At 45.5% G+C, this 18,270-nt stretch carries 19 protein-coding genes; 4 read left to right on the plus strand and 15 right to left on the minus strand.

Annotated elements, in window-relative coordinates:
• Window positions 1-2 precede the first annotated feature (2 nt).
• From U9M73_RS06840 to U9M73_RS06905, 14 genes are all read right to left on the minus strand, one after another.
• Window positions 3-884, minus strand: coding sequence for a carbohydrate ABC transporter permease (locus U9M73_RS06840; protein WP_036646363.1), 882 nt, complete (start codon window positions 882-884; stop codon window positions 3-5).
• 10 nt (window positions 885-894) lie between these two features.
• Window positions 895-1,818 carry an ABC transporter permease gene (locus tag U9M73_RS06845; protein ID WP_009226554.1) on the minus strand — a complete coding sequence of 308 codons (924 nt, stop codon included), beginning with the start codon at window positions 1,816-1,818 and terminating at the stop codon, window positions 895-897.
• A 61-nt stretch (window positions 1,819-1,879) separates the two neighbouring features.
• Window positions 1,880-3,535 (minus strand): extracellular solute-binding protein, encoded by a 1,656-nt coding sequence (locus tag U9M73_RS06850; protein WP_323076612.1) that lies wholly within the window; start codon window positions 3,533-3,535, stop codon window positions 1,880-1,882.
• Window positions 3,536-4,117: 582 nt separating this feature from the next.
• Window positions 4,118-5,155, minus strand: a complete 1,038-nt coding sequence (locus U9M73_RS06855) for a Gfo/Idh/MocA family protein (RefSeq protein ID WP_260071570.1) — start codon at window positions 5,153-5,155, stop codon at window positions 4,118-4,120.
• A 13-nt stretch (window positions 5,156-5,168) separates the two neighbouring features.
• Window positions 5,169-6,137: a sugar phosphate isomerase/epimerase family protein gene (locus U9M73_RS06860; RefSeq protein WP_085170310.1), complete on the minus strand. Its 969-nt coding sequence runs from the start codon at window positions 6,135-6,137 to the stop codon at window positions 5,169-5,171.
• A 25-nt stretch (window positions 6,138-6,162) separates the two neighbouring features.
• Entirely contained in the window at window positions 6,163-6,873 is a 711-nt protein-coding gene (locus tag U9M73_RS06865) for a ThuA domain-containing protein (RefSeq protein WP_009226550.1), read from the minus strand.
• Window positions 6,874-6,891: 18 nt separating this feature from the next.
• Complete coding sequence (locus U9M73_RS06870; protein WP_009226549.1) at window positions 6,892-7,965, minus strand: Gfo/Idh/MocA family protein; 1,074 nt, start codon at window positions 7,963-7,965, stop codon at window positions 6,892-6,894.
• A 162-nt stretch (window positions 7,966-8,127) separates the two neighbouring features.
• Window positions 8,128-8,994, minus strand: a complete 867-nt coding sequence (locus U9M73_RS06875; RefSeq protein ID WP_009226548.1) for an AraC family transcriptional regulator — start codon at window positions 8,992-8,994, stop codon at window positions 8,128-8,130.
• A 345-nt stretch (window positions 8,995-9,339) separates the two neighbouring features.
• Window positions 9,340-10,092, minus strand: a complete 753-nt coding sequence (locus U9M73_RS06880) for a sugar phosphate isomerase/epimerase family protein (protein ID WP_323076613.1) — start codon at window positions 10,090-10,092, stop codon at window positions 9,340-9,342.
• Between the two features lie 161 nt (window positions 10,093-10,253).
• Window positions 10,254-10,958 carry an SDR family oxidoreductase gene (locus U9M73_RS06885; protein WP_323076614.1) on the minus strand — a complete coding sequence of 235 codons (705 nt, stop codon included), beginning with the start codon at window positions 10,956-10,958 and terminating at the stop codon, window positions 10,254-10,256.
• A gap of 418 nt (window positions 10,959-11,376) precedes the next feature.
• Window positions 11,377-11,748 (minus strand): TetR/AcrR family transcriptional regulator, encoded by a 372-nt coding sequence (locus tag U9M73_RS06890; protein ID WP_260071566.1) that lies wholly within the window; start codon window positions 11,746-11,748, stop codon window positions 11,377-11,379.
• A gap of 491 nt (window positions 11,749-12,239) precedes the next feature.
• The gene (locus tag U9M73_RS06895) at window positions 12,240-13,388 is read right to left on the minus strand and encodes an AAA family ATPase (protein ID WP_260071565.1); all 1,149 of its coding nucleotides are present in this window, start codon (window positions 13,386-13,388) and stop codon (window positions 12,240-12,242) included.
• On the minus strand, window positions 13,381-14,175 hold the full coding sequence (locus U9M73_RS06900) for a DUF6414 family protein (protein WP_260071564.1): 795 nt from the start codon (window positions 14,173-14,175) through the stop codon (window positions 13,381-13,383). The genes U9M73_RS06895 and U9M73_RS06900 overlap by 8 nt, the downstream gene beginning before the upstream one ends.
• 225 nt (window positions 14,176-14,400) lie before the next feature.
• A complete protein-coding gene (locus U9M73_RS06905; protein WP_260071563.1) occupies window positions 14,401-14,685 on the minus strand; it encodes a DUF6809 family protein in 285 nt (94 codons plus the stop codon).
• Window positions 14,686-14,820: 135 nt separating this feature from the next.
• On the opposite strand from U9M73_RS06905, the gene U9M73_RS06910 reads away from it, so the two are divergent.
• The 4 genes from U9M73_RS06910 (at window position 14,821) to U9M73_RS06925 (ending at window position 16,401) form a co-directional block, all read left to right on the plus strand.
• Window positions 14,821-15,039: a helix-turn-helix domain-containing protein gene (locus U9M73_RS06910; protein WP_260071562.1), complete on the plus strand. Its 219-nt coding sequence runs from the start codon at window positions 14,821-14,823 to the stop codon at window positions 15,037-15,039.
• Between the two features lie 204 nt (window positions 15,040-15,243).
• A complete protein-coding gene (locus U9M73_RS06915) occupies window positions 15,244-15,477 on the plus strand; it encodes a hypothetical protein (protein WP_260070793.1) in 234 nt (77 codons plus the stop codon).
• A gap of 421 nt (window positions 15,478-15,898) precedes the next feature.
• The gene (locus U9M73_RS06920) at window positions 15,899-16,075 is read left to right on the plus strand and encodes a cupredoxin domain-containing protein (protein ID WP_323076616.1); all 177 of its coding nucleotides are present in this window, start codon (window positions 15,899-15,901) and stop codon (window positions 16,073-16,075) included.
• Window positions 16,072-16,401 (plus strand): GNAT family N-acetyltransferase, encoded by a 330-nt coding sequence (locus tag U9M73_RS06925; protein ID WP_323076617.1) that lies wholly within the window; start codon window positions 16,072-16,074, stop codon window positions 16,399-16,401. Before U9M73_RS06920 ends, U9M73_RS06925 begins: the two co-directional genes overlap by 4 nt.
• Window positions 16,402-16,428: 27 nt before the next feature.
• Here U9M73_RS06925 and U9M73_RS06930 read toward each other — a convergent pair whose 3' ends face one another.
• Window positions 16,429-18,000, minus strand: a complete 1,572-nt coding sequence (locus U9M73_RS06930) for a carbohydrate-binding protein (RefSeq protein ID WP_323076618.1) — start codon at window positions 17,998-18,000, stop codon at window positions 16,429-16,431.
• Window positions 18,001-18,270 lie beyond the last annotated feature (270 nt).

An 18,270-nucleotide genomic window follows, 5' to 3' on the forward strand; every position in this document is an offset into this window, starting at 1 on the left:
CATTACCCCTTCAACGATCCGACCATAACACCTTTCACGAAATAACGCTGTAAAAACGGATATATGCACATGATCGGAAACGTCGCCACAATGATCGTCGCATATTTGATCGTCTCCCCGATCTGGAACCGGTCTCCGGCGGAGGCGCCGATCGACATACTGTCCGTCGAGTTCGAGATCAGGATTTCGCGGAGCACGAGCTGTAAGGGGAACAACTCCCGGCTTCGGATGAACACCGAGGCATAGAACCACCCGTTCCATTTGTCCACCGCATAATACAAGATCATCACGGCAATCACGGGCATGGAGAGCGGGATGATAATTCGGAACAGGATCGTAAAGTGATTCGCCCCATCGATCTTCGCCGACTCCTCCAAGCTGTCCGGGATGCCCATAAATGACGTCCGCATGATGATCAGATTAAACGTGCTGACTGCAAACGGGATGATCGTGGACCATAACGAATCCAATAGACCTACGCCCTTGACGATCAGGTACATCGGAATCAAGCCGCCGCCAAAAAACATCGTAAACACGATGATGAACATAAAGACCTTGTTCCACATCACGTTTTTGCGGGACAATACGTAAGCGCCCAGGGCAGTCATGAAAATATTCACGGTCACTCCAAACACGACGATAAACAACGTATTACGAAACCCGATTCCGATCCCCGGGTTGGCGAGCACGGCCCGATAGGCTTCCAGGCTGAAACCCACCGGCTTCCAAAGCAGTCCTTTATAAGCCAACAGGCGCGCCGGATCACTAAGGGAGGCTAACAGAACATAGACCAACGGATACAAGGTCGCGATAACGAGCAAAATCAGCAGGGTATAATTCACCACATTAAATAATCGATCCATCCAACCGCTTTCCGTCTTCATCGCTTCCACCTCACCATAAGCTGTTTTCATTCACTTTGCGGCTGATGTAGTTCGCGGAGATGAGCAGCGCGAGATTGATCACCGAGTTAAATAATCCCACGGCCGAGCTATAGCTCCAGCCGAATTCCAGCAACCCTTTGCGGTACACAAAGGTGGAAATAACATCCGCCGTTTCGTAGGTGATCGGATTGTAGAGCAAAATGATTTTTTCAAAACCAACGTTCAGCAAGTTCCCAATCCGCAAAATAAACATGATGGTGATGACAGGTACCAGGCCGGGTAGGGTGATATAGAACATTTGCTTCAGCCGGCTGGCCCCGTCAATTCGAGCGGCTTCGTATTGCTCGAGATCGATGCTCATCAACGCGGCAATATAGATGATCGATTCCCAGCCGATGCGTTGCCAGATTTCCGACAACACGTAGATCGGCCGGAACAGCTCCGGCTTCTGCAGCATCGCTTGACCATCGTACCCAAGCAGCATAAACAGCCGGTTAATTAGGCCGTCCGCATTCGTAAAGTCCGTAATGATGCCGCAGATCACAACTAAGGAGATAAAATACGGCATATACGTAATGGTCTGCACGACCCGTTTGAAGCGGCGGCGGCGCACTTCATTGATCAGCAAGGCCAGGATGATCGGCGCGGGGAACTCAAAGATCAGCGTATATAAGCTGATGAGTACGGTATTTTTGAGAACTCGCAAGAAATAGTAGCTCCCGAAGAACTCTTCGAAATGCTTGAGACCAACCCAGTCGCTCCCCAAGATCCCCTTAACCGGGGAAAAATCCTTAAAAGCGATGATTGCGCCATACATCGGACCGTAATGAAAAATCACGTAGTAGGCGATGACGGGAATCATCATGAGATACAAATATTTGTTTAACCGAAAGTCCCGGATCAACCGGCGTTTGAAGGAAACGGGTTTATTCATGCGCTTTAGGGGTTCACCTCATTTCAAGTCGGGAGGGCCTATACGCCCTCCCGTATGCTCCTTATCGATTGTTGTAACGCTCCAGCGCTGCAGTTTGAATCTCGATGGCGCGGTCCAGGCGAAGCGACTTCATTTTTTCTACATAGCTTTCAAATTGGTCCACGGATTCTTCCCCTAAAATGATCTTGATCGTCATCTCATCCACCAGCGTGTTGATGTCGTTCATAATCGTGGCATATTCCGAGCTTTCCTCCGGCGTTGGCGTAATCGGCGGCAATTGGTATTTCGCGACATCGGTGTTCTTCCAAATTTCGATCGCATCCCGCTGGGTTTGCAGGGCGAAGAATTGCTCCGCATACCGTTTGTCTTGTACGAACGGTCCGTTGTAGCTGCCGCGGGCATATAACGAAATCGCTTGCGCCGGCGCGAGTTTATCTGGATTTTTCATGAGCAAGTCGGTGTATTTCGGATATCCGTCCACCAACTCGTAGCTGACGCCTTCTTCCCCAAAGTTGAAGAACATATGGCCTTCCTCACTGTACCCGTAATCCAGCATCCGTACTGCCAACTCCGGATCCTTGGCGGCCGTTGTAATCGCGACCGTGCCTTCAGAGGAGTACGGTTGGTTCCGCTGCCCGAATTTGGGCTTCTCGCCCTTGTTCAGCACCGGATAAGGAGCTGCCACAAGCACTGCTTTCGGATCGTTCGCCTCGATCAACGGCTGCCATTTTCCCATCCCGCCGCCAGCGTTGCCGATCGTGGCACCCGTTGCTCCGGAAGCAAGGTTGCTGTCGAGCGCTTTACCATCGACCGTCGCGATATTTTTATCGAGCAGCCCTTCCTTATACCAAGATTGGAACAATCTTAAATACTCCTTGAATCCGGGTTCCGCAGGACCAAACTTGATCTTCCCGTCTTCTTGGTAAAACCCTTGAGTCACCCCATATGCACCCAGGAACGCTCCGTTGTAGGATTCATTAAAGAAGCGCGGCTTGCTGACCAGCGAGAGCGGAGCGGCAGCTCCCTTTTTCTCCTTAAACGCACGGAGCGTGGTCGTCCATTCGTCGATTGTTTCCGGCACCGGCAGTCCAAGTTCATCTAGCCAGTCCTTGCGGATCATCGGCCCCTGGAAGACCTGCAGATACTCATCGCCCCGGATAAACGGAAAGACGTAGTAACTGCCGCTGTCGGTTTTCACCATCTTATCGATATCTGGATGCTCCTCTAAATACTTCTTCAGATTGGGCGCGTACTTGTCGACCAGATCGTTCAGACGCAAAATATACCCGTCACTGATCGCTTTCTCCGGGCCTCCGGGAAAACTCATGAAGTTGTATTCGATCATATCCGGCAGATCGCCTGATGCCAGCATGACGTTCAGCGCCTCGCGGGCTTGACCTGCCGGCGGTGCCGTAAATTCGAGCGGAACCCCGGTTTTCTCCTGCCATTTCTGAAAGAATGGAACATCGTTATGGGAATTCACAATCCCGATCAGGTTCCCGGTCAAATCCCCCCAATACGTTAGCTTCTTATCGGTTTGGATTGGATAAGTCGCCCCCGTTTCGGTGACCGAGGTGCTGCCGCCAGCATCTGTTCCCCCTTCATTGGATTTTGCGCTGTTTGTCTGCCCCCCGTTTGAGCATGCCAGCAGCATGGTGCTAAGCAAGCCGATGGCTAGGCCGGTTGAGACCCAGCGGGCTAAGGATTTTGTCTTCATATACCTTCCCCTCCATGAATTGTGATGGGAGTTAACCCATCCTCAGCATACGAACAATCCACAGGGCGGCCTATGGGCAAAACCTCCAATGGCATGTTGATTTCGTTTGGGGCAGATTGATGATTTATGAAATGCGGTTGATGATCTATGTAAAAAAGCCCACCGAACGCTTAGGTTCAGTGAGCTTCTACCTTAATTTTGTTCCCCACAATATTTCTTAACAAAGTTCTCTAACACGCGATCCAAATTCACTCGGCGGTAACCAAAATCATCTGTTGAGCTTGGGATGTCTGATCACTGCCCAAGGCTTGAACTACGATACGGTCATGCATACTGCGACTGCCAAAGTCCCACGTGAATGACCAACCGTCGCTTCCGTCAAGATCATAACCGATGAGTTCCCGTTCTCCCCACGTTTCCGTCCCTGTTGGAACGACCCAAAACAATACGGTTTCGACGTTTAAGGCTTTTTTCTCCCTCTTTAAAGACTTGAACCGCTATTGAGCATTCGAGAACTTGCGAGATGTATTCAAGCAGCAAAAGGCTAACCGCGAACGGCTAGCCTTTAGTGTTGTTATATGGTCATCCCTTATGACAGGACTGTAAAATATCATCCATCAGCTTCATCACCTTGCGAACTTCCTGATTCTTCACGATCGGCTCAGCGCCTTCGCGTACAACTTCATAGAAGTTCTGATAGAACGGTACGAAATCTGCTTTAGGTTCAGGGAAAGCCAATTTCTCCGTAGCTTCCTCCGAAGGAGGCGCCATCGTCTTGGTGAGTCCCACGCCCGCTTGGATTGGGGTTGGAGCCGCCACATCCTCACGGCCAGTAGCCGCGATGATTTCGCCGGACAAATCCCAGTCGTTAATCTTCGCAGTCCCTTCAAGGCCCTTCACGTACCAGCGCGGAAGCTTGGTATAGTTGGTGGTGCCGACTTCGACCAGCGCCTTCACGCCATTTTCAAAAGTAATGTAGCACATGAATCCGTCATCGACTTCATCACCTAAGATATAGCTCAAATCGGAAAATACACTTTGCACAGGGCTATCGACCAGCCACAGCAGTTGGTCCAGCAGATGGACGCCCCAGTCCAGGAGCATGCCGCCGCCATGCTTTTTCAAATGACGCCAATCGCCTGGAATGCCGTTCGCCCCCTGAACGCGGGATTCGATTTGAAAAATCTCCCCAATCGTCCGGTTCTGATACAACTGGCGAATGATAAGGAAGTCCGGGTCCCATCGCCGATTTTGGTGAACCATAAAGACCTTGCCCGTCTCTTCAGCCACCGCCAAAATGTCATCCAGCTCTTCGGTATTCATCGCCACCGGCTTTTCGCAAACGACATGTTTGCCGGCCCGCATCGAGCGAATCGCGATTTCCTTGTGGGAATCATTAGGGGTCGCGATTAAGACCGCTTCGATGTTGTTATCGGTTAATACTTCCTCCAGGCTGCCATAGATATGCAGGCCTTTGCCCTTGGAGATTTGCTGTCTTTCTCCGGAAATATCATAGGTTCCCACGACATGAAAGCGAGAGCTTTCTGCCGGAATGAGGTTGTGGGCATGGTAAGAGCCCATCCCGCCATAGCCGATGACGGCAAAGTTGATCTTCGACATCTTGCTTGCTCCTTTACGCCCACCACATGGCAGAAGGCTGCTCATGGATCATGATGGATTTCAAGTTAGTAATGGCACGAGTGAGGCCTTCATCCACCGACATGATCGGATCTTCATGCTCGATGCTGAGCACATAATCATATCCATATACGCGCAATGCGGAGATGATATCCGACCATACCTTCAGGTCATGGCCGCAGCCTACCGAACGGAACGTCCAGGCACGCGTCTTCACATTGCCGTAAGGCTGCATATCCGTTAACCCGTACATATTAATGTTATCCTGATCCAGATACGTATCCTTCGCATGGAAGTGGTGGATCGCACCAGCCTCCCCAAGGATCTTAACCGCAGCAACCGGATCAATTCCTTGCCACCACAAATGGCTTGGATCCAGGTTACAGCCGATCGCTTTACCGGTTGCTTCACGCAATTTCAACATGGTGTATGGCGTATGAGCCAGGAAGCCGCCATGGAGTTCGATCCCGATTTTCACGCCGGCCGCTTCCGCTTCCTTGTTGATCTCCTTCCAATACGGGATCAGCTTCTGCTCCCATTGGTAATTGTAGTTGTCATCGTATTCCGTTGGCCAAGGCAAGACCGGCCAGTTCACTTGGGTATCCCCCGGTTTCCCGCCCGATACGCCGGAGAATCCGTTGACGACCGGAACGTTCAGCAAGCTGGCCAGCTTAATCGTTTTGCGCAGCAAGGTGTCCGCCTCGGCAGCCACTTCTGGGATCGGGGAGATCGGATTGTTGTGGCAGCTGAGCGCAGAAATTTCGAGGCCTTTGTCCGCTAATTTGGCGAGATATTCTTTTCTCGCATCGCTGCTGGCCAGCAATTGATCAATATCCAAATGAGCGTTGCCCGGATAACCGCCGGTCCCGATTTCAACCGTCTGCAATCCTTTCTTGGCCACTTCCTCAATCATCTCTTCAAAGCTTAAATGATTAAACAATGGTGTAAATACACCCAGTTTCATTGCTCTTCACTCCTAATGGTTTACCTTATTTTTCACGTGCTTCATAGTGGCCGTAAACGGGATACAGATTTTGGGTTGGAGCGCACCAGCGGATCCCGTTCTTAATGACCTTCTGCACTTTCTCGTTATAATAGCTCGGATACGTTTCATGGCCAGGTTGGAAATAGAAGATCTTCCCGTTCCCCCGCCGGAACGTACAACCGCTGCGGAACACTTCGCCTCCAGGGAACCAGCTGACAAAGATCAGCTCGTCCGGTGCCGGAATATCAAAATGCTCCCCGTACATCTCTTCCTTCTCCAACTCGATAAAATCGCCGATACCTTCGGCAATCGGGTGGCTCGGGTTCACGTTCCAAATGCGGCTATGCTTCCCGTCTTCCCGCCATTTCAGGTCGCAAGAGGTTCCCATGAGTCTCTTGAAGATTTTGGAGAAATGTGCCGAATGCAGCACAACCAGCCCCATACCTTCCAGCACCCGTTTATGCACGCGTTCCACGATTTCATCCTGAACTTCATCATGGGCCATATGCCCCCACCAGATCAGGACATCCGTATCCTCTAATACTTCTTCCGTCAAGCCATGCTCTGGTTCGTCCAACGTTGCCGTCTTCACTTTGAATTGGTCCTCACGGAGAAACTTTGCAATTTGCCCGTGAATCCCTTCCGGATATACTTCTTGAACGACTTTATTGGTCTTCTCATGCCGATATTCGTTCCATACGGTGACTTGAATCATGGATATCGCTCCTTGATCTTATAGGTATACCGGCTCGCCGGTCTTCGAGGATTTGTAAATCGCCTCTAGAATTTCCGTAACCACCAAGGCTTCTTCCGGTTTCACGACAGGCTCGGTATCATTTAGGATCGCCTGAATCCAGGATTGGGCTTCAAGCACCTCCGGTCTTTCGCCTGCACCGTCGTAGAAAGCAACGCCGCCGGTTTGCAGCTCGATCTTCTTCTCATACAGCAGGCTGTGGTCTTCCCCGTTGATGGTCAGGCCATTGTTCATATCGGCGCCTGCTTTGGTTCCGCACAGCGTCGTTTTTGCTTCCTTTACGTCCAGGCTGTTTAACGCCCAGCTGGATTCCAGGAAGATGGTGGCCCCGTTTTCCATCACGACAAAACCAAATGCGGAGTCTTCTACAGTGAATTTTTCCGGATCCCAAGGTCCCCATGCATTCGCTGCATTTTTCGTTTGGGACAATTTATGATACGTTTTCCCCACCACGTACTTCGGCTTGTAGTTGTTCATCATCCAGAGCGTCAGGTCAAGCGCGTGGGTACCGATGTCGATCAATGGACCTCCGCCTTGCGCTTCCTCATCCAGGAATACGCCCCAAGTTGGTACCGCGCGGCGACGAATCGCATGAGCTTTAGCAAAATAAATTTCACCCAAACCGCCCTCTTCACAAACTTGGTGCAAATATCTCGAATCCGTCCGGAACCGGTTCTGATAACCGATCGTTAATTTCTTGCCGGTCCGCTTGGACGCTTCGACCATGCTTCTAGCTTCTTCAGCCGTCTTCGCCATCGGTTTCTCGCACATCACATGACAGCCCGCTTCCATCGCTGCAATCGAAATGACCGCATGCGAGGAGTTTGGCGTACATACATGAACAACATCCAAATCGGTATTCGCTAACATCGTTTCATAGTTATCAAAAACCTGCGCATCCGCAGTACCAAATTTCTTCTTCGCTTCCTCCGCACGTTCCACGACAATATCGCAGAAGGCTACCATTTCTACTTCTTTCACCTCGGAAAGAGCCGGCATATGCTTGCCGTTTGCAATCCCACCGCATCCGATAATACCAACTTTTAGTTTCATCTTATCCCTCCTGAAAGCGTTTCTATTGTCGAATTCATTATAGCCAAATTTATAACTGCTTTCTTCCCAATTTCCTCGCATGATACTCCCGAATATTGCCCTCCGGTTCAAAAAACAAACAAGGGCTTCTACCGAGAATAAACTCGTAAAAGCCCTTGATCTTTAAGACTCTATTAGATTTTTGCGATACTGCAGCGGCGATTGTCCAACCTCATCTTTAAACACATGATGGAACGTTTTGACGCTGGCGAAGCCGGCTTTATCGGCGACTTCCGCCATAGGGATATTTTCGTTGGCCAAAATAAACTTTGCTTGATTGATCCGATACTCCGTCAGGAACTGCATGAACGTCTGCCCCGTATTCGCCTTAAAGAATCGAGTGAAATAGTACGGACTAAAGCCCACGAATTTCGCCACGTCTTCTAGGGTAATCACTTCCCGATAACGATTTTCCACATATTCAAAGACTTGATTCAGCAAATCCAAGGTTTCTTTGTGCTGAATGGTGGATCGCTTGCTGGGCAAGTTCGAGGTTTGGCGTCTTGGCAAATGCAAATAAAACTCGCCGATTAATTGGTACAGATACCCGAGGGTCAAATAATTCATGCCCATCGGTTTCGTCTGTTCGACTTCATATAAATGAATTAACAGCTCCGTCGCCTTCTGGGCTAACCCCTGCGGCCAGTTGCGGCTAAGCGGCTCGCCGGTTTCAAAGAGATTTAATAAGGAGTCCTCTGAAATGCGCAGGGTTCTCTCATCAAACAGTTTCAGATTAAACTGATAGACATACCGTTCACTCTCTGGCGAAGCCAAGAAATAATGAGCCTCCCCGCTAGGGAAAAAGAAGATCTCCCCTTCCTCCAACTGGACGATCTCTTCCCGAACGCCGATGTTCACCTTGCCTTTGCGGGAATAGATGATTTCAATTTCTTTATGCCAATGCGGATAGACAATCGTCATTCCGTCATTTAGGAACGTTCGAAACAAAATGGAATCCTGAAACTCCGGGATTTCCAAGTACTCGCTCATAACCCTGATGACTCCCTGTACGTTGGATTTTGTCGTGTTCAGTATGATTATAAGGGGCTTCCCTGATCCGGACAACCCGAGGTGGGAATCTACATTTAGTTTTTACACTTTTTAACACATATTGTACACTTGCAGTAAGGAGGGACTTCCATGCCATTCTTAAAAAAAACATGAACTGACTCGCCACGATGTGTTTGAATTTATGTGGATTTAATAGATGAGATGGAGAAGTGGGTTGTGGAATGCTTCAAGGATCATGATTGCTTTACGATTTGAGGAATCTAGCCGTTCTATCATGAAAAAACCACCCGTTGCTTATAAAGCTTAAGGTGGGTGTTTTTTCTATTATTCTGAATGGACCTCATCGACCATTGCTCGAAGACGCTGGCAATCAATCGCTGTAGCTTCTAATGGCGGATAGTTCTGAAACTCCTCTTGCTCCACAATTAACCATGGGATTTCGTTCTCCTTAGCGAATTGGACGAATTCCTTCATCGGCAGGACGCCGGAACCAATTTCCGTGCTTTCCCGAGGAGAATCCTGCATATCTTTCATATGAAAAAGACCAATCCGATCCTTATGCGTTTCTAACCAAGAGAACGCGTCCAAACCGGCATCCGCCAGCCAGTACAGATCTACTTCCAGGTCGATTTGTTCCGTACGTTGTACCATTTCAGCCAGAATATCCACGCCGGGGATTTCCGTGAGTTCATTGGCATGATTATGGTAGTAAAATTCGAAGCCTTCCTCTGCCGCCTTTTTCGCGACCTCCTCCATTTCCTCAATGAAGGCGTGCCAAGCTTCTAAGGTCTGGAAGCTGGCATAAGGAATCACGATCCGAGAATTTCCAATTTCCTTCTCGAAGGCTAACGTTCCTTCGAAATCCCGTTGCAGAGCCTCAAAAGAAAGATGCGAAGCCGCAACCTGTAACCCCAATTCATCTAAGTAACTTTTCACTTCAGCGGCACTTTTCCCATGATAGCCGGCAAATTCGACGCCATCATATCCGCTTTGCTTCACTTTTTTGAGCGCCTCATAAAAGTTGTCTTCACATGCATCCTGAATACTCCATAATTGCAAGGCAATTTGGGGTTTCATCGAACCTCCTCCTTTCTCGAGTCCATTATAGCGAAATCACCTCCCACATTCTTCCCGCTTTCTTCCGAAAAGCTCCTGAATAATGCGCTTTCATAACCGACATGATAAAAGGCCACAACAAGAAAACCTTGTTGCAGCCGAATATCATGAACTTCCTTCTATTAATTTTGTTGGAACAATTGGGGATACAAAGCATGTACGCCGCCAGCAAAGTCACGTTGCACGTTACGGCTAAATTCATCGGCGACAATTTCGTAGTTGTCTGCTTCAACACCGTCGATGGCAATCTTCGCAATATCCGCAGGACTTGCTTTTGGTGCTTTTACATTTGCAGTCATGTCTGTGTCCATAAACGCCACATGAAGCCCAGAAACCTTTATATTTTTCGGAGCCAAAGCCATACGAAGCGTATTCGTCATATTCCATTCCGCCGATTTCGCTGCAGAATATCCCGTGTTGCCTACACTAAACCAGGACAGAACAGAGAGGATATTCAGAATCGTCCCGCCGCCATTTTTCTCAAGAATCGGGGCAAATGCACGGATCATCGACAAGTTGCCAAAAAAGTGAGTTTCCATATCCAATCTGATCTGATCCAAATCGCCATCCAGCAAAGCAGCGCCTGTATGGGATCCAGCATTGTTGACCAACAAAGTCAGATCTGGAATGGCTTGTGCTGCCTTCGCAATCGATTGAGGATCGGTAATATCCAGTTGTACTGGAATAGCGCCCGGCAATTGAATCGCTTCTGGATCTCTTGCTCCAGCATAAACCTTCGCTCCTCTTGCGAGAAGTTCACTTGCAAGATGATAACCCAACCCACGATTCGCACCAGTAACCAACGCAACTTGTTTTGAAATTTCCATCGATAACAGCTCCTTTTCTTTTATTTGAGATGTGTTTTTGTCTGGAATATTTTTTAGAATGATCATTCTTTTATTATCAAAAAAAATAGCTTATACCAAAGTTGCCCTCCCCCCTGCAAAGCCAATTTTATTTCTAGAACGATCGTTCTTGTTAATGTTCAGGGAGTTCCGCCTCCAGAGCTATCATACACGATTTGAGAACGATCAGTTAAGAATTAAATTGTGTCTTTCCTCTTGCAAACGATCTCCCTGATCGGTCATCCAAAAACAGCGGATACTGCGACTTTCGCGGTATCCTCCAAAATTTTACGATCCGTAGTTGTTTTAGCGAGTAACCCATGTCGCGTTGTCATCAGGAATCTTGCGGTCTCACGTACATCCAGTCCAGGCTTTAATTTGCCTAACTCTTGAGCTCGTGTCAAAAATTTATAAAAGCCATTTCCATGTCTGACGTAAAAGCTTCGATCCGCGTTGAAATCTCCGAATCCACGGCTCCCAGTTCCATGGCTGTATTGGCAATAAAACATCCACGGCGTCCCGTTTCATTGTTTAAAGCCACATCAATTAAACTATCGAAATAAAGTTGTAGCAATTCTTTGGGTTCTCCATCCTCTTCAAGGATCCGAAAGGCTTGATCTTTAGTCACTTCCTGGAATCGATCCAAACAGTTGAGGAACAGTTGATTTTTATCGCCAAACGTATCGTACAGGCTCCCCCTGTGAACCCCCGTCCGATCGACCAAATCCTGAATGGAGGTTCGCTCAAAGCCTTTCTCCCAGAACAATTCCATCGCTTGTTACAATGCGGTTTCCTGATTAAATTCCCTTGGTCGCGCCATTCTAAGCCTCCTCCTTTCTTCTTCATCATACAAGTTTGAGAATGATTAGCAAAGAATGATGCTTTTTGGTATTGTAAGTTCCACATGTGTATATTATGGATAGACGACTTATAGCTGCATATGGCTACTTGTCTAAACTGTCAAACTCAATTCTTTCTATAATATACCTTGTCCATGCGTAACCCACAGCAATGGATGTTAGAACTGGTTCAATATTTACTTCTTTTGCGGGGGAGGTATAAAACACTGTCCAAACTTACAAAAAAATGCACTTTTTTCCGAAGCACAGTAATTCCCTCAGTATCACTTTCGTACGTTCTTCGCATTCACATACCTCCGAAGAAAGTTATTTCAACACCCATAACCGTGCAATCCAGATCTACATCTAAGAGCGTTGTCCCTGGATATTAATTGTATTTCAATATCTGTTTTTTCCTCCACGATTACTTAAGTAGCGGCTTAATATTTTCTTGCACCGACAATCTTATATCAGTAACTTCCTGAAAAAGCAGTTCCTCAATAACACTTAATATTTTACTCTTGATAGTTCGAGCATTTTCACCGGTTGCTTGGATAATTTTACTAACCCTACTATATACTTCGAACCTATCGATAAGCCCCTCACACTCCTTAGCAATTGATTCTATCTCCTTCATCGTTAGCTCGTATATAGTTTCTTCAGAAAAGTCATTAAATTCGATAAATTTATCGATTCTATAAAAAATGGGTAGACCTAAACTCTCTTTTATCTCATTTAAACTAGAAAAATTAGATGTTAATATTATCAATAAGCCTGAAATATCAACATCATATGTCGCGTCACTGAAAATAGTATTATCAAACAAAGTGTAAAAGGCTGAATAGAAGTATTCTGGACATTTATCAAGTTCGTCAAGAAAAATAAGATTTGATTCTCTTTCCAAAAGGTCAAATCCTAAACTTCTTCGATTTGGTCGGTCACCAAAAAAATAATAGGAATAAGCCTCATTTTTAAACATCGACAAGTGCTTTTCCATAAATTTACCTTCAAAGAATTTTTTCGATATTTCCCTAACTAGTTCCGTTTTCCCCAAACTACTTTTGCCATATAACATGATTACATAAGGCTTTTTTCTATTTACAGTAGTTAAATACCACATACTTTTACTTATTTCGTAAACTGCATTATTTTGTCCAATAATGCTCTGTGCGATAGAGCTCATATTTTCTGAAAAATGCTCTGGTTGTCTGGTTATAGTATACTCCTCAATAATCCGAGTCAAATGAACTATTTCACGGTTGCATAAATCTTCAAGATATGTTTCTAATACTCTTGGAGGATTATGAATATATATAGTTGCATCATCTGTAGTCAGCTCTTCAATTAATGAGCCTAATCTATCGTGGGCTGATTCCACAATTCCATGATAATTATTATTTTTTAATATCATGGATGAAGCTTTAAATTGATCTGATTGATAACCTCTTTGCTTTATTTCATCAAATATCCTAACTAAATCCAGAAAGTATTCTGCCTCTTCTTTGAACTCTTTAATTTGATCATCGAAAAAAGACTTTGAACCGATTATTATTTTGTATGTTCTTTTATCCACCTTGAATACCTCCCATTGTAATACATGCATATACTACATCGAATAATTGAATTTCATTGGCACTGTTTCCTTTACTTATAGAGTCACCATTTTTATCATCGTCGATTGACATAGTTGGTGGGTATGCATCAGCAAGTGATTTATGATGATTGACCCCAGTAATTAAATTTTCCATTTTACTTATTTGTTTAAAGAAGTCAAATTTCTCTTTATCAAATTTTCCAACATCAATACAATATAGTGTCATTCTTGTGGCCAACAAATCATTTCGTTTATAGTTACTAACGAATGCAGAATTATTAAATCGAACATACCGCTGATCATCTACTTTATATGTATCATACCCGTCATAATCGTCCATTACAGACTTAAACTCTTTTATATCTACACCTTCCACGCCTCCTTTTATAATGCGCAAATATCCGCCTGCAACCCTAAAAAAAGTTGATGAGTTTTCAATGTCGAAAATTAGCGTGTCCTTTATTTCTGTAAAATGCAACTTTAGTTGTTCAAATTCAGAAATCTCAGTTGATGTAATTGTTGTCGAACTATCTCTTTTAAACATAAATGATGCGTTAATTCTTCCTGAAAATAAAAAAGATAATCTATCCCAAAAAGGCACACTTAATTTAACTTTCGTCTCGACCTCAACACTAGTTCCAATTCCAGTTGAGGAAACAGAATCTAACTTAGTTGTTTTTGAACCTTTATTTTGTTCTTGAAGGATATTTCTTATTGTTTCTTTGTCAAAATATATAATCTTATTAATACCTTTATTTTTAATCATTAACTCTAACCTCCATACCCGATGAGTCCTCTTTCAGCTAAATAGTATAATTTACCTATATTCATATACTACTATACAATGGAAGATTATGACGAATAAAATATAAATTGCTCGAAAATAAAGAAACTCCCGCTGTTAAAGATATTGCGGAAGTCTAGTGACCTAATTGTTTTTATAAACATGAATACAACATGCTTTGCACTAATTCTAACCTTCTCTCTGAACTTAGCTTCTCTTCTCCTTATCCCCACAAAACACCTCAACCATAACCAATGTCCCCATCCTAAAGCCCTGGACAAAGGCCTCCCTTATTACCATTGAATTAGATTCACCATTCAAATCTAAGATTTGCTCTAATTTTGCAAAGTCTTTCTCCGAAAAACATTCTTTTGCTTCTTGCATTAAGTCCGAAATCTTTCTATTAAGTGGACGATAGTCGGGATCTGTAGGAACCAATCGTTCTTCAGGTCTCAAGTTGCCGTAGAATATATCTTCTACAATACTCTTCATACCTCTCTCCCCTTAAGTGCTACGTTTTCAAAATCCCTTGAAAAATTTGGGATATGAATAGATTTTATGCGAAAAATGCATAAATCTCAATATGCAATTTTCGCATAGAGTAAACTTAGCATGGGTGATATATGAATGTATAAGCGAATTAGGGATTTAAGAACAGATAGAGATTTAACGCAGCAACAAATAGCTCAACTTTTAAACATTTCACAGGCAACCTATTCTCGTTACGAAAACGGGAACTTGGATGTTCCCAGCTCCGTTTTGATTAAATTAGCCAACTTCTATAACGTTAGTATCGATTACATTCTGGGTCAAACCAACAATTCAAAGCGTTCTAATGACAAATAACTAAGTACGAATTTACTCGCCTCCTGATCCTCCTGGACAATGAAACTGATATTGAACCACGTCTTACCGACCTGTTTTCTTACTTTCTCTTGTTTTCGAAAAAAGCTGTTCGCTTTGAAGCTTAACAATCAAACTTTCTCTGTATGATATAATGTATTAATCACAATGTTTGTGACCATATCCTTATTTAAGGAGATGATTCTTATGTCTATAAGCAAAAAAGAACTTAATGAATTAATTGATAAACTTTCTGATCAAGACATTCCACTTGTAGCTGATTTGGTTAAACGCCTTATTCATCCTGCTGATCATCATATCCCGTATGACGACGAACCGCTAACAGATGAAGATATTCAAGCAGTTAATGAGGCTCGTCAAGAATTCCTTGAAGGTAAAACCATAAAATTCAAGGATATTAATCATGAGTTACAAAATTGAATTATCTAAAAGAGCATATAAATACCTAAAGAAGCTCGATCCTAATACGAAACGACGATTATCTCTTCATATTGAATTACTCGCTGAAAACCCTCTAAACCCTGAGCTTGACATAAAAAAATTGCAGGGTGAGACTTCTTTATATCGACTTCGGGTAGGAACTTAATACAATTGAAGACGACCAATTAATTATCGTAGTCATCAACATAGCTACGCGTGGCGATGTACTTTGACAAATCGAACCAGCCCTTATGATGGGCTGGTTCGTTTGTTATCTGACTATCTTTTTGCAGTATTCGCATATTTTCCGTTCGAGTCCACCAGCGAACATGGAAAAATCCATTAAAAACGACTATTCTCAGAAATTTGATGATCCCCTATGTTAAAATAGTCGCAATAACCCACACCCCGAGGTGAACCCATGATCACAATCAGACCGCTACAACCCCAGGAATTCGATTTTTTCACGGATATGCACTACGAGTTGATTCATATTCCACAAGGAAAACCGCCGAAGGATGAGCTATTGAATGCGCCGCATCTGAAGAAGTATCACGAAGGTTGGGGCGAACAGGAGACCGAGCTTTCGTCGCCGTGAAGGACGATCAACTTGCGGGGGCGGTATGGTATAGACTGTTCGACGAAACGAATCCAGGGTATGGCTACGTCGATAACGAGACGCCCGAACTCGGGATCGCTATACATCCGGATTTTCGAGGGATGGGAATCGGGAGGATTTTAATGAATGAAATCATCAAGCAAGCAGCGCTTGACGGATACCGTTCGCTGTCCCTAAGCGTTGACCCAACCAATACTCCTGCCGTGGAACTCTATCAGAAATTAGGCTTTACCTACTTTGGGATCTCCGGAACCTCCTGGACAATGAAACTTGATATAGATCCAAAAACGAAACCCACGCCTTAATCCAAGACGTGGGTTTCTCTTGCTCCCTTATTTCAACTTCCACAAAGCAGGCACATTCGCAGGCTCCCAGCCCGGAAGAGACGTATGGGCTTGAATGCAGATATAAATGCTTCCGTTGTAGGATACTTGGTCGTTGACGTTATAGGATACCCAAGGTTGCCAAGGTTGGGCTTCGCCCGGAGAGTCGGACGGCGCGGTTGTCCCTTGGACAATAGCTCCTGAGGAGACGTTGCCGGCAGCATCTTTCGCTGTGACGGTAAAAATATACGTCGTGTTCGGGGACAATCCGCTAATGGTTGCCGTGGTATTCGTCGCATTCACGCTGCTGGAACCATAGGAGATGGTATAACCAACAACGCCCACATTATCAGTGGAAGCCGCCCACTCCAGAGTAATACTGTTTGGCGTAACCGCGGTGACCCGAAGCTGAGTTGGGGCGGTTGGCGGCGTTGTGTCGGGAGTTGGATTGGGGTCCGGATCTGGACCTGGCCCTGGGTTCGTCCCCAAATTGTCTAAATACGCACGATGAGACCGAGAAAATTCAAAGTTCGCCGCCTTGTCCCAGTTGATCGACCAGGTCATCAAGCCTTTAAGGCCGGGATAACCTTGCGGTTGACGTAAGGTATAGCTTCCGCCAAACGATTGGCCTTTAATCAGGTAATCCAATGCCTTGTGTACATTAGCTGGCGTCGTATAACCTCCCCCCGCCGCCGCTTGCGTCGCCGGAAGGCCGATGAGCAGTTGGTCCGGGCGAAGAGCCGGGAACTTATAATTCGCATTGCCGCCGACATTAAATCCTTGCAGCAGCATTTCAGCCATAGCCACTTGGAAGTCTGCCGTGCCTTGAACATAAGTCTTGCCGTCAAGCGCGGTCATCGGACCGGAGTTATAATGCTGCACATGGAGATAATCCAGTTGATCCCGGACGGCGTAAATGACCGGCAGATAAGCGCCCCAAGGACCGCCATAGGCTACATAACCGCCCTGAACATAAGCCGTCTCCGGCGCCATGGTTAACATGAAGTCCGGACCATAGCTGTTCAAAATTTCACGTACAGCGGAAATCAAATTCACGATTCTCGGCGTCGTCGGATTTCGAAAATCCACATCTCCCCCGTTTAAGGATAAAGAGCTTCCTTCAAGATCAATGTCCAGTCCATTTAAACCGTAAGTATCGATAATACTCTTCATCGTCTGAACAAAAGTTTGCCGCGCTTGCTCCGTAGACAGGTCCACGGTTCCATTGGCGCCGCCCACGGAAATGAGGACCTTTTTGCCCTTCCCTTGCAGCTCACGGATATCCGCCTTGAAGTCGTTGACGGAAGCATTATACGGCGTAAATGCCATATTCCCGCTGGTGGGTCCTCCAATCGGTTCAGCGAACGCAACCTGAATGACATCAAAATCCGGTGAAACATCCCGCAGCCGAATATTCGTAGAACCGTTATCGAAATTATGCCAATATCCTACGAGTATTCGCTCTCCTGCTGCTCCAACCTGCTTGCCGTCAACATACGCTAAGATTGAAAACAACGGAACTACGAGAGCTAAGGCAAGCAACCAAATCTTTGTCCTCCATAAAAAACTGGCTTGAACCATAAATCTTCCTCCTTCGCTTGAATCGTCAATCTCCCAAATACCATAAAATGTGAGATTGCAATAGATATCTTATTTAACATATTCATCCATATTTCCTGCTAGATTTTGTATATTTTATAGATTTTGAGAATGAATAGACTTAAGACTTTGAGGATTGCGGCGAAACGAGGAAAATAAGAGAGAAAACCTAGGATTTGACAGTTTTGGCGCCTTGATATAATATGAAATTACATCCTTATTTTGCCATCTATGATGACATAAGGATGGTAG

This window comes from Paenibacillus phoenicis (genome assembly GCF_034718895.1).
Taxonomy (GTDB): domain Bacteria; phylum Bacillota; class Bacilli; order Paenibacillales; family Paenibacillaceae; genus Fontibacillus; species Fontibacillus phoenicis.

What these genes read in the sequence shown, in the direction of transcription:
- U9M73_RS06910 (WP_260071562.1), top strand. Translation starts at nt 14,821, where the DNA reads ATGTATAAGCGAATTAGGGATTTAAGAACAGATAGAGATTTAACGCAG.
- U9M73_RS06850 (WP_323076612.1), bottom strand. Translation starts at nt 3,535, where the DNA reads ATGAAGACAAAATCCTTAGCCCGCTGGGTCTCAACCGGCCTAGCCATC.
- U9M73_RS06845 (WP_009226554.1), bottom strand. Translation starts at nt 1,818, where the DNA reads ATGAATAAACCCGTTTCCTTCAAACGCCGGTTGATCCGGGACTTTCGG.
- U9M73_RS06930 (WP_323076618.1), bottom strand. Translation starts at nt 18,000, where the DNA reads ATGGTTCAAGCCAGTTTTTTATGGAGGACAAAGATTTGGTTGCTTGCC.
- U9M73_RS06900 (WP_260071564.1), bottom strand. Translation starts at nt 14,175, where the DNA reads ATGATTAAAAATAAAGGTATTAATAAGATTATATATTTTGACAAAGAA.
- U9M73_RS06885 (WP_323076614.1), bottom strand. Translation starts at nt 10,958, where the DNA reads ATGGAAATTTCAAAACAAGTTGCGTTGGTTACTGGTGCGAATCGTGGG.
- U9M73_RS06840 (WP_036646363.1), bottom strand. Translation starts at nt 884, where the DNA reads ATGAAGACGGAAAGCGGTTGGATGGATCGATTATTTAATGTGGTGAAT.
- U9M73_RS06880 (WP_323076613.1), bottom strand. Translation starts at nt 10,092, where the DNA reads ATGAAACCCCAAATTGCCTTGCAATTATGGAGTATTCAGGATGCATGT.
- U9M73_RS06890 (WP_260071566.1), bottom strand. Translation starts at nt 11,748, where the DNA reads ATGGAATTGTTCTGGGAGAAAGGCTTTGAGCGAACCTCCATTCAGGAT.
- U9M73_RS06870 (WP_009226549.1), bottom strand. Translation starts at nt 7,965, where the DNA reads ATGAAACTAAAAGTTGGTATTATCGGATGCGGTGGGATTGCAAACGGC.
- U9M73_RS06915 (WP_260070793.1), top strand. Translation starts at nt 15,244, where the DNA reads ATGTCTATAAGCAAAAAAGAACTTAATGAATTAATTGATAAACTTTCT.
- U9M73_RS06860 (WP_085170310.1), bottom strand. Translation starts at nt 6,137, where the DNA reads ATGAAACTGGGTGTATTTACACCATTGTTTAATCATTTAAGCTTTGAA.
- U9M73_RS06855 (WP_260071570.1), bottom strand. Translation starts at nt 5,155, where the DNA reads ATGTCGAAGATCAACTTTGCCGTCATCGGCTATGGCGGGATGGGCTCT.
- U9M73_RS06920 (WP_323076616.1), top strand. Translation starts at nt 15,899, where the DNA reads ATGATCACAATCAGACCGCTACAACCCCAGGAATTCGATTTTTTCACG.
- U9M73_RS06875 (WP_009226548.1), bottom strand. Translation starts at nt 8,994, where the DNA reads ATGAGCGAGTACTTGGAAATCCCGGAGTTTCAGGATTCCATTTTGTTT.
- U9M73_RS06905 (WP_260071563.1), bottom strand. Translation starts at nt 14,685, where the DNA reads ATGAAGAGTATTGTAGAAGATATATTCTACGGCAACTTGAGACCTGAA.
- U9M73_RS06865 (WP_009226550.1), bottom strand. Translation starts at nt 6,873, where the DNA reads ATGATTCAAGTCACCGTATGGAACGAATATCGGCATGAGAAGACCAAT.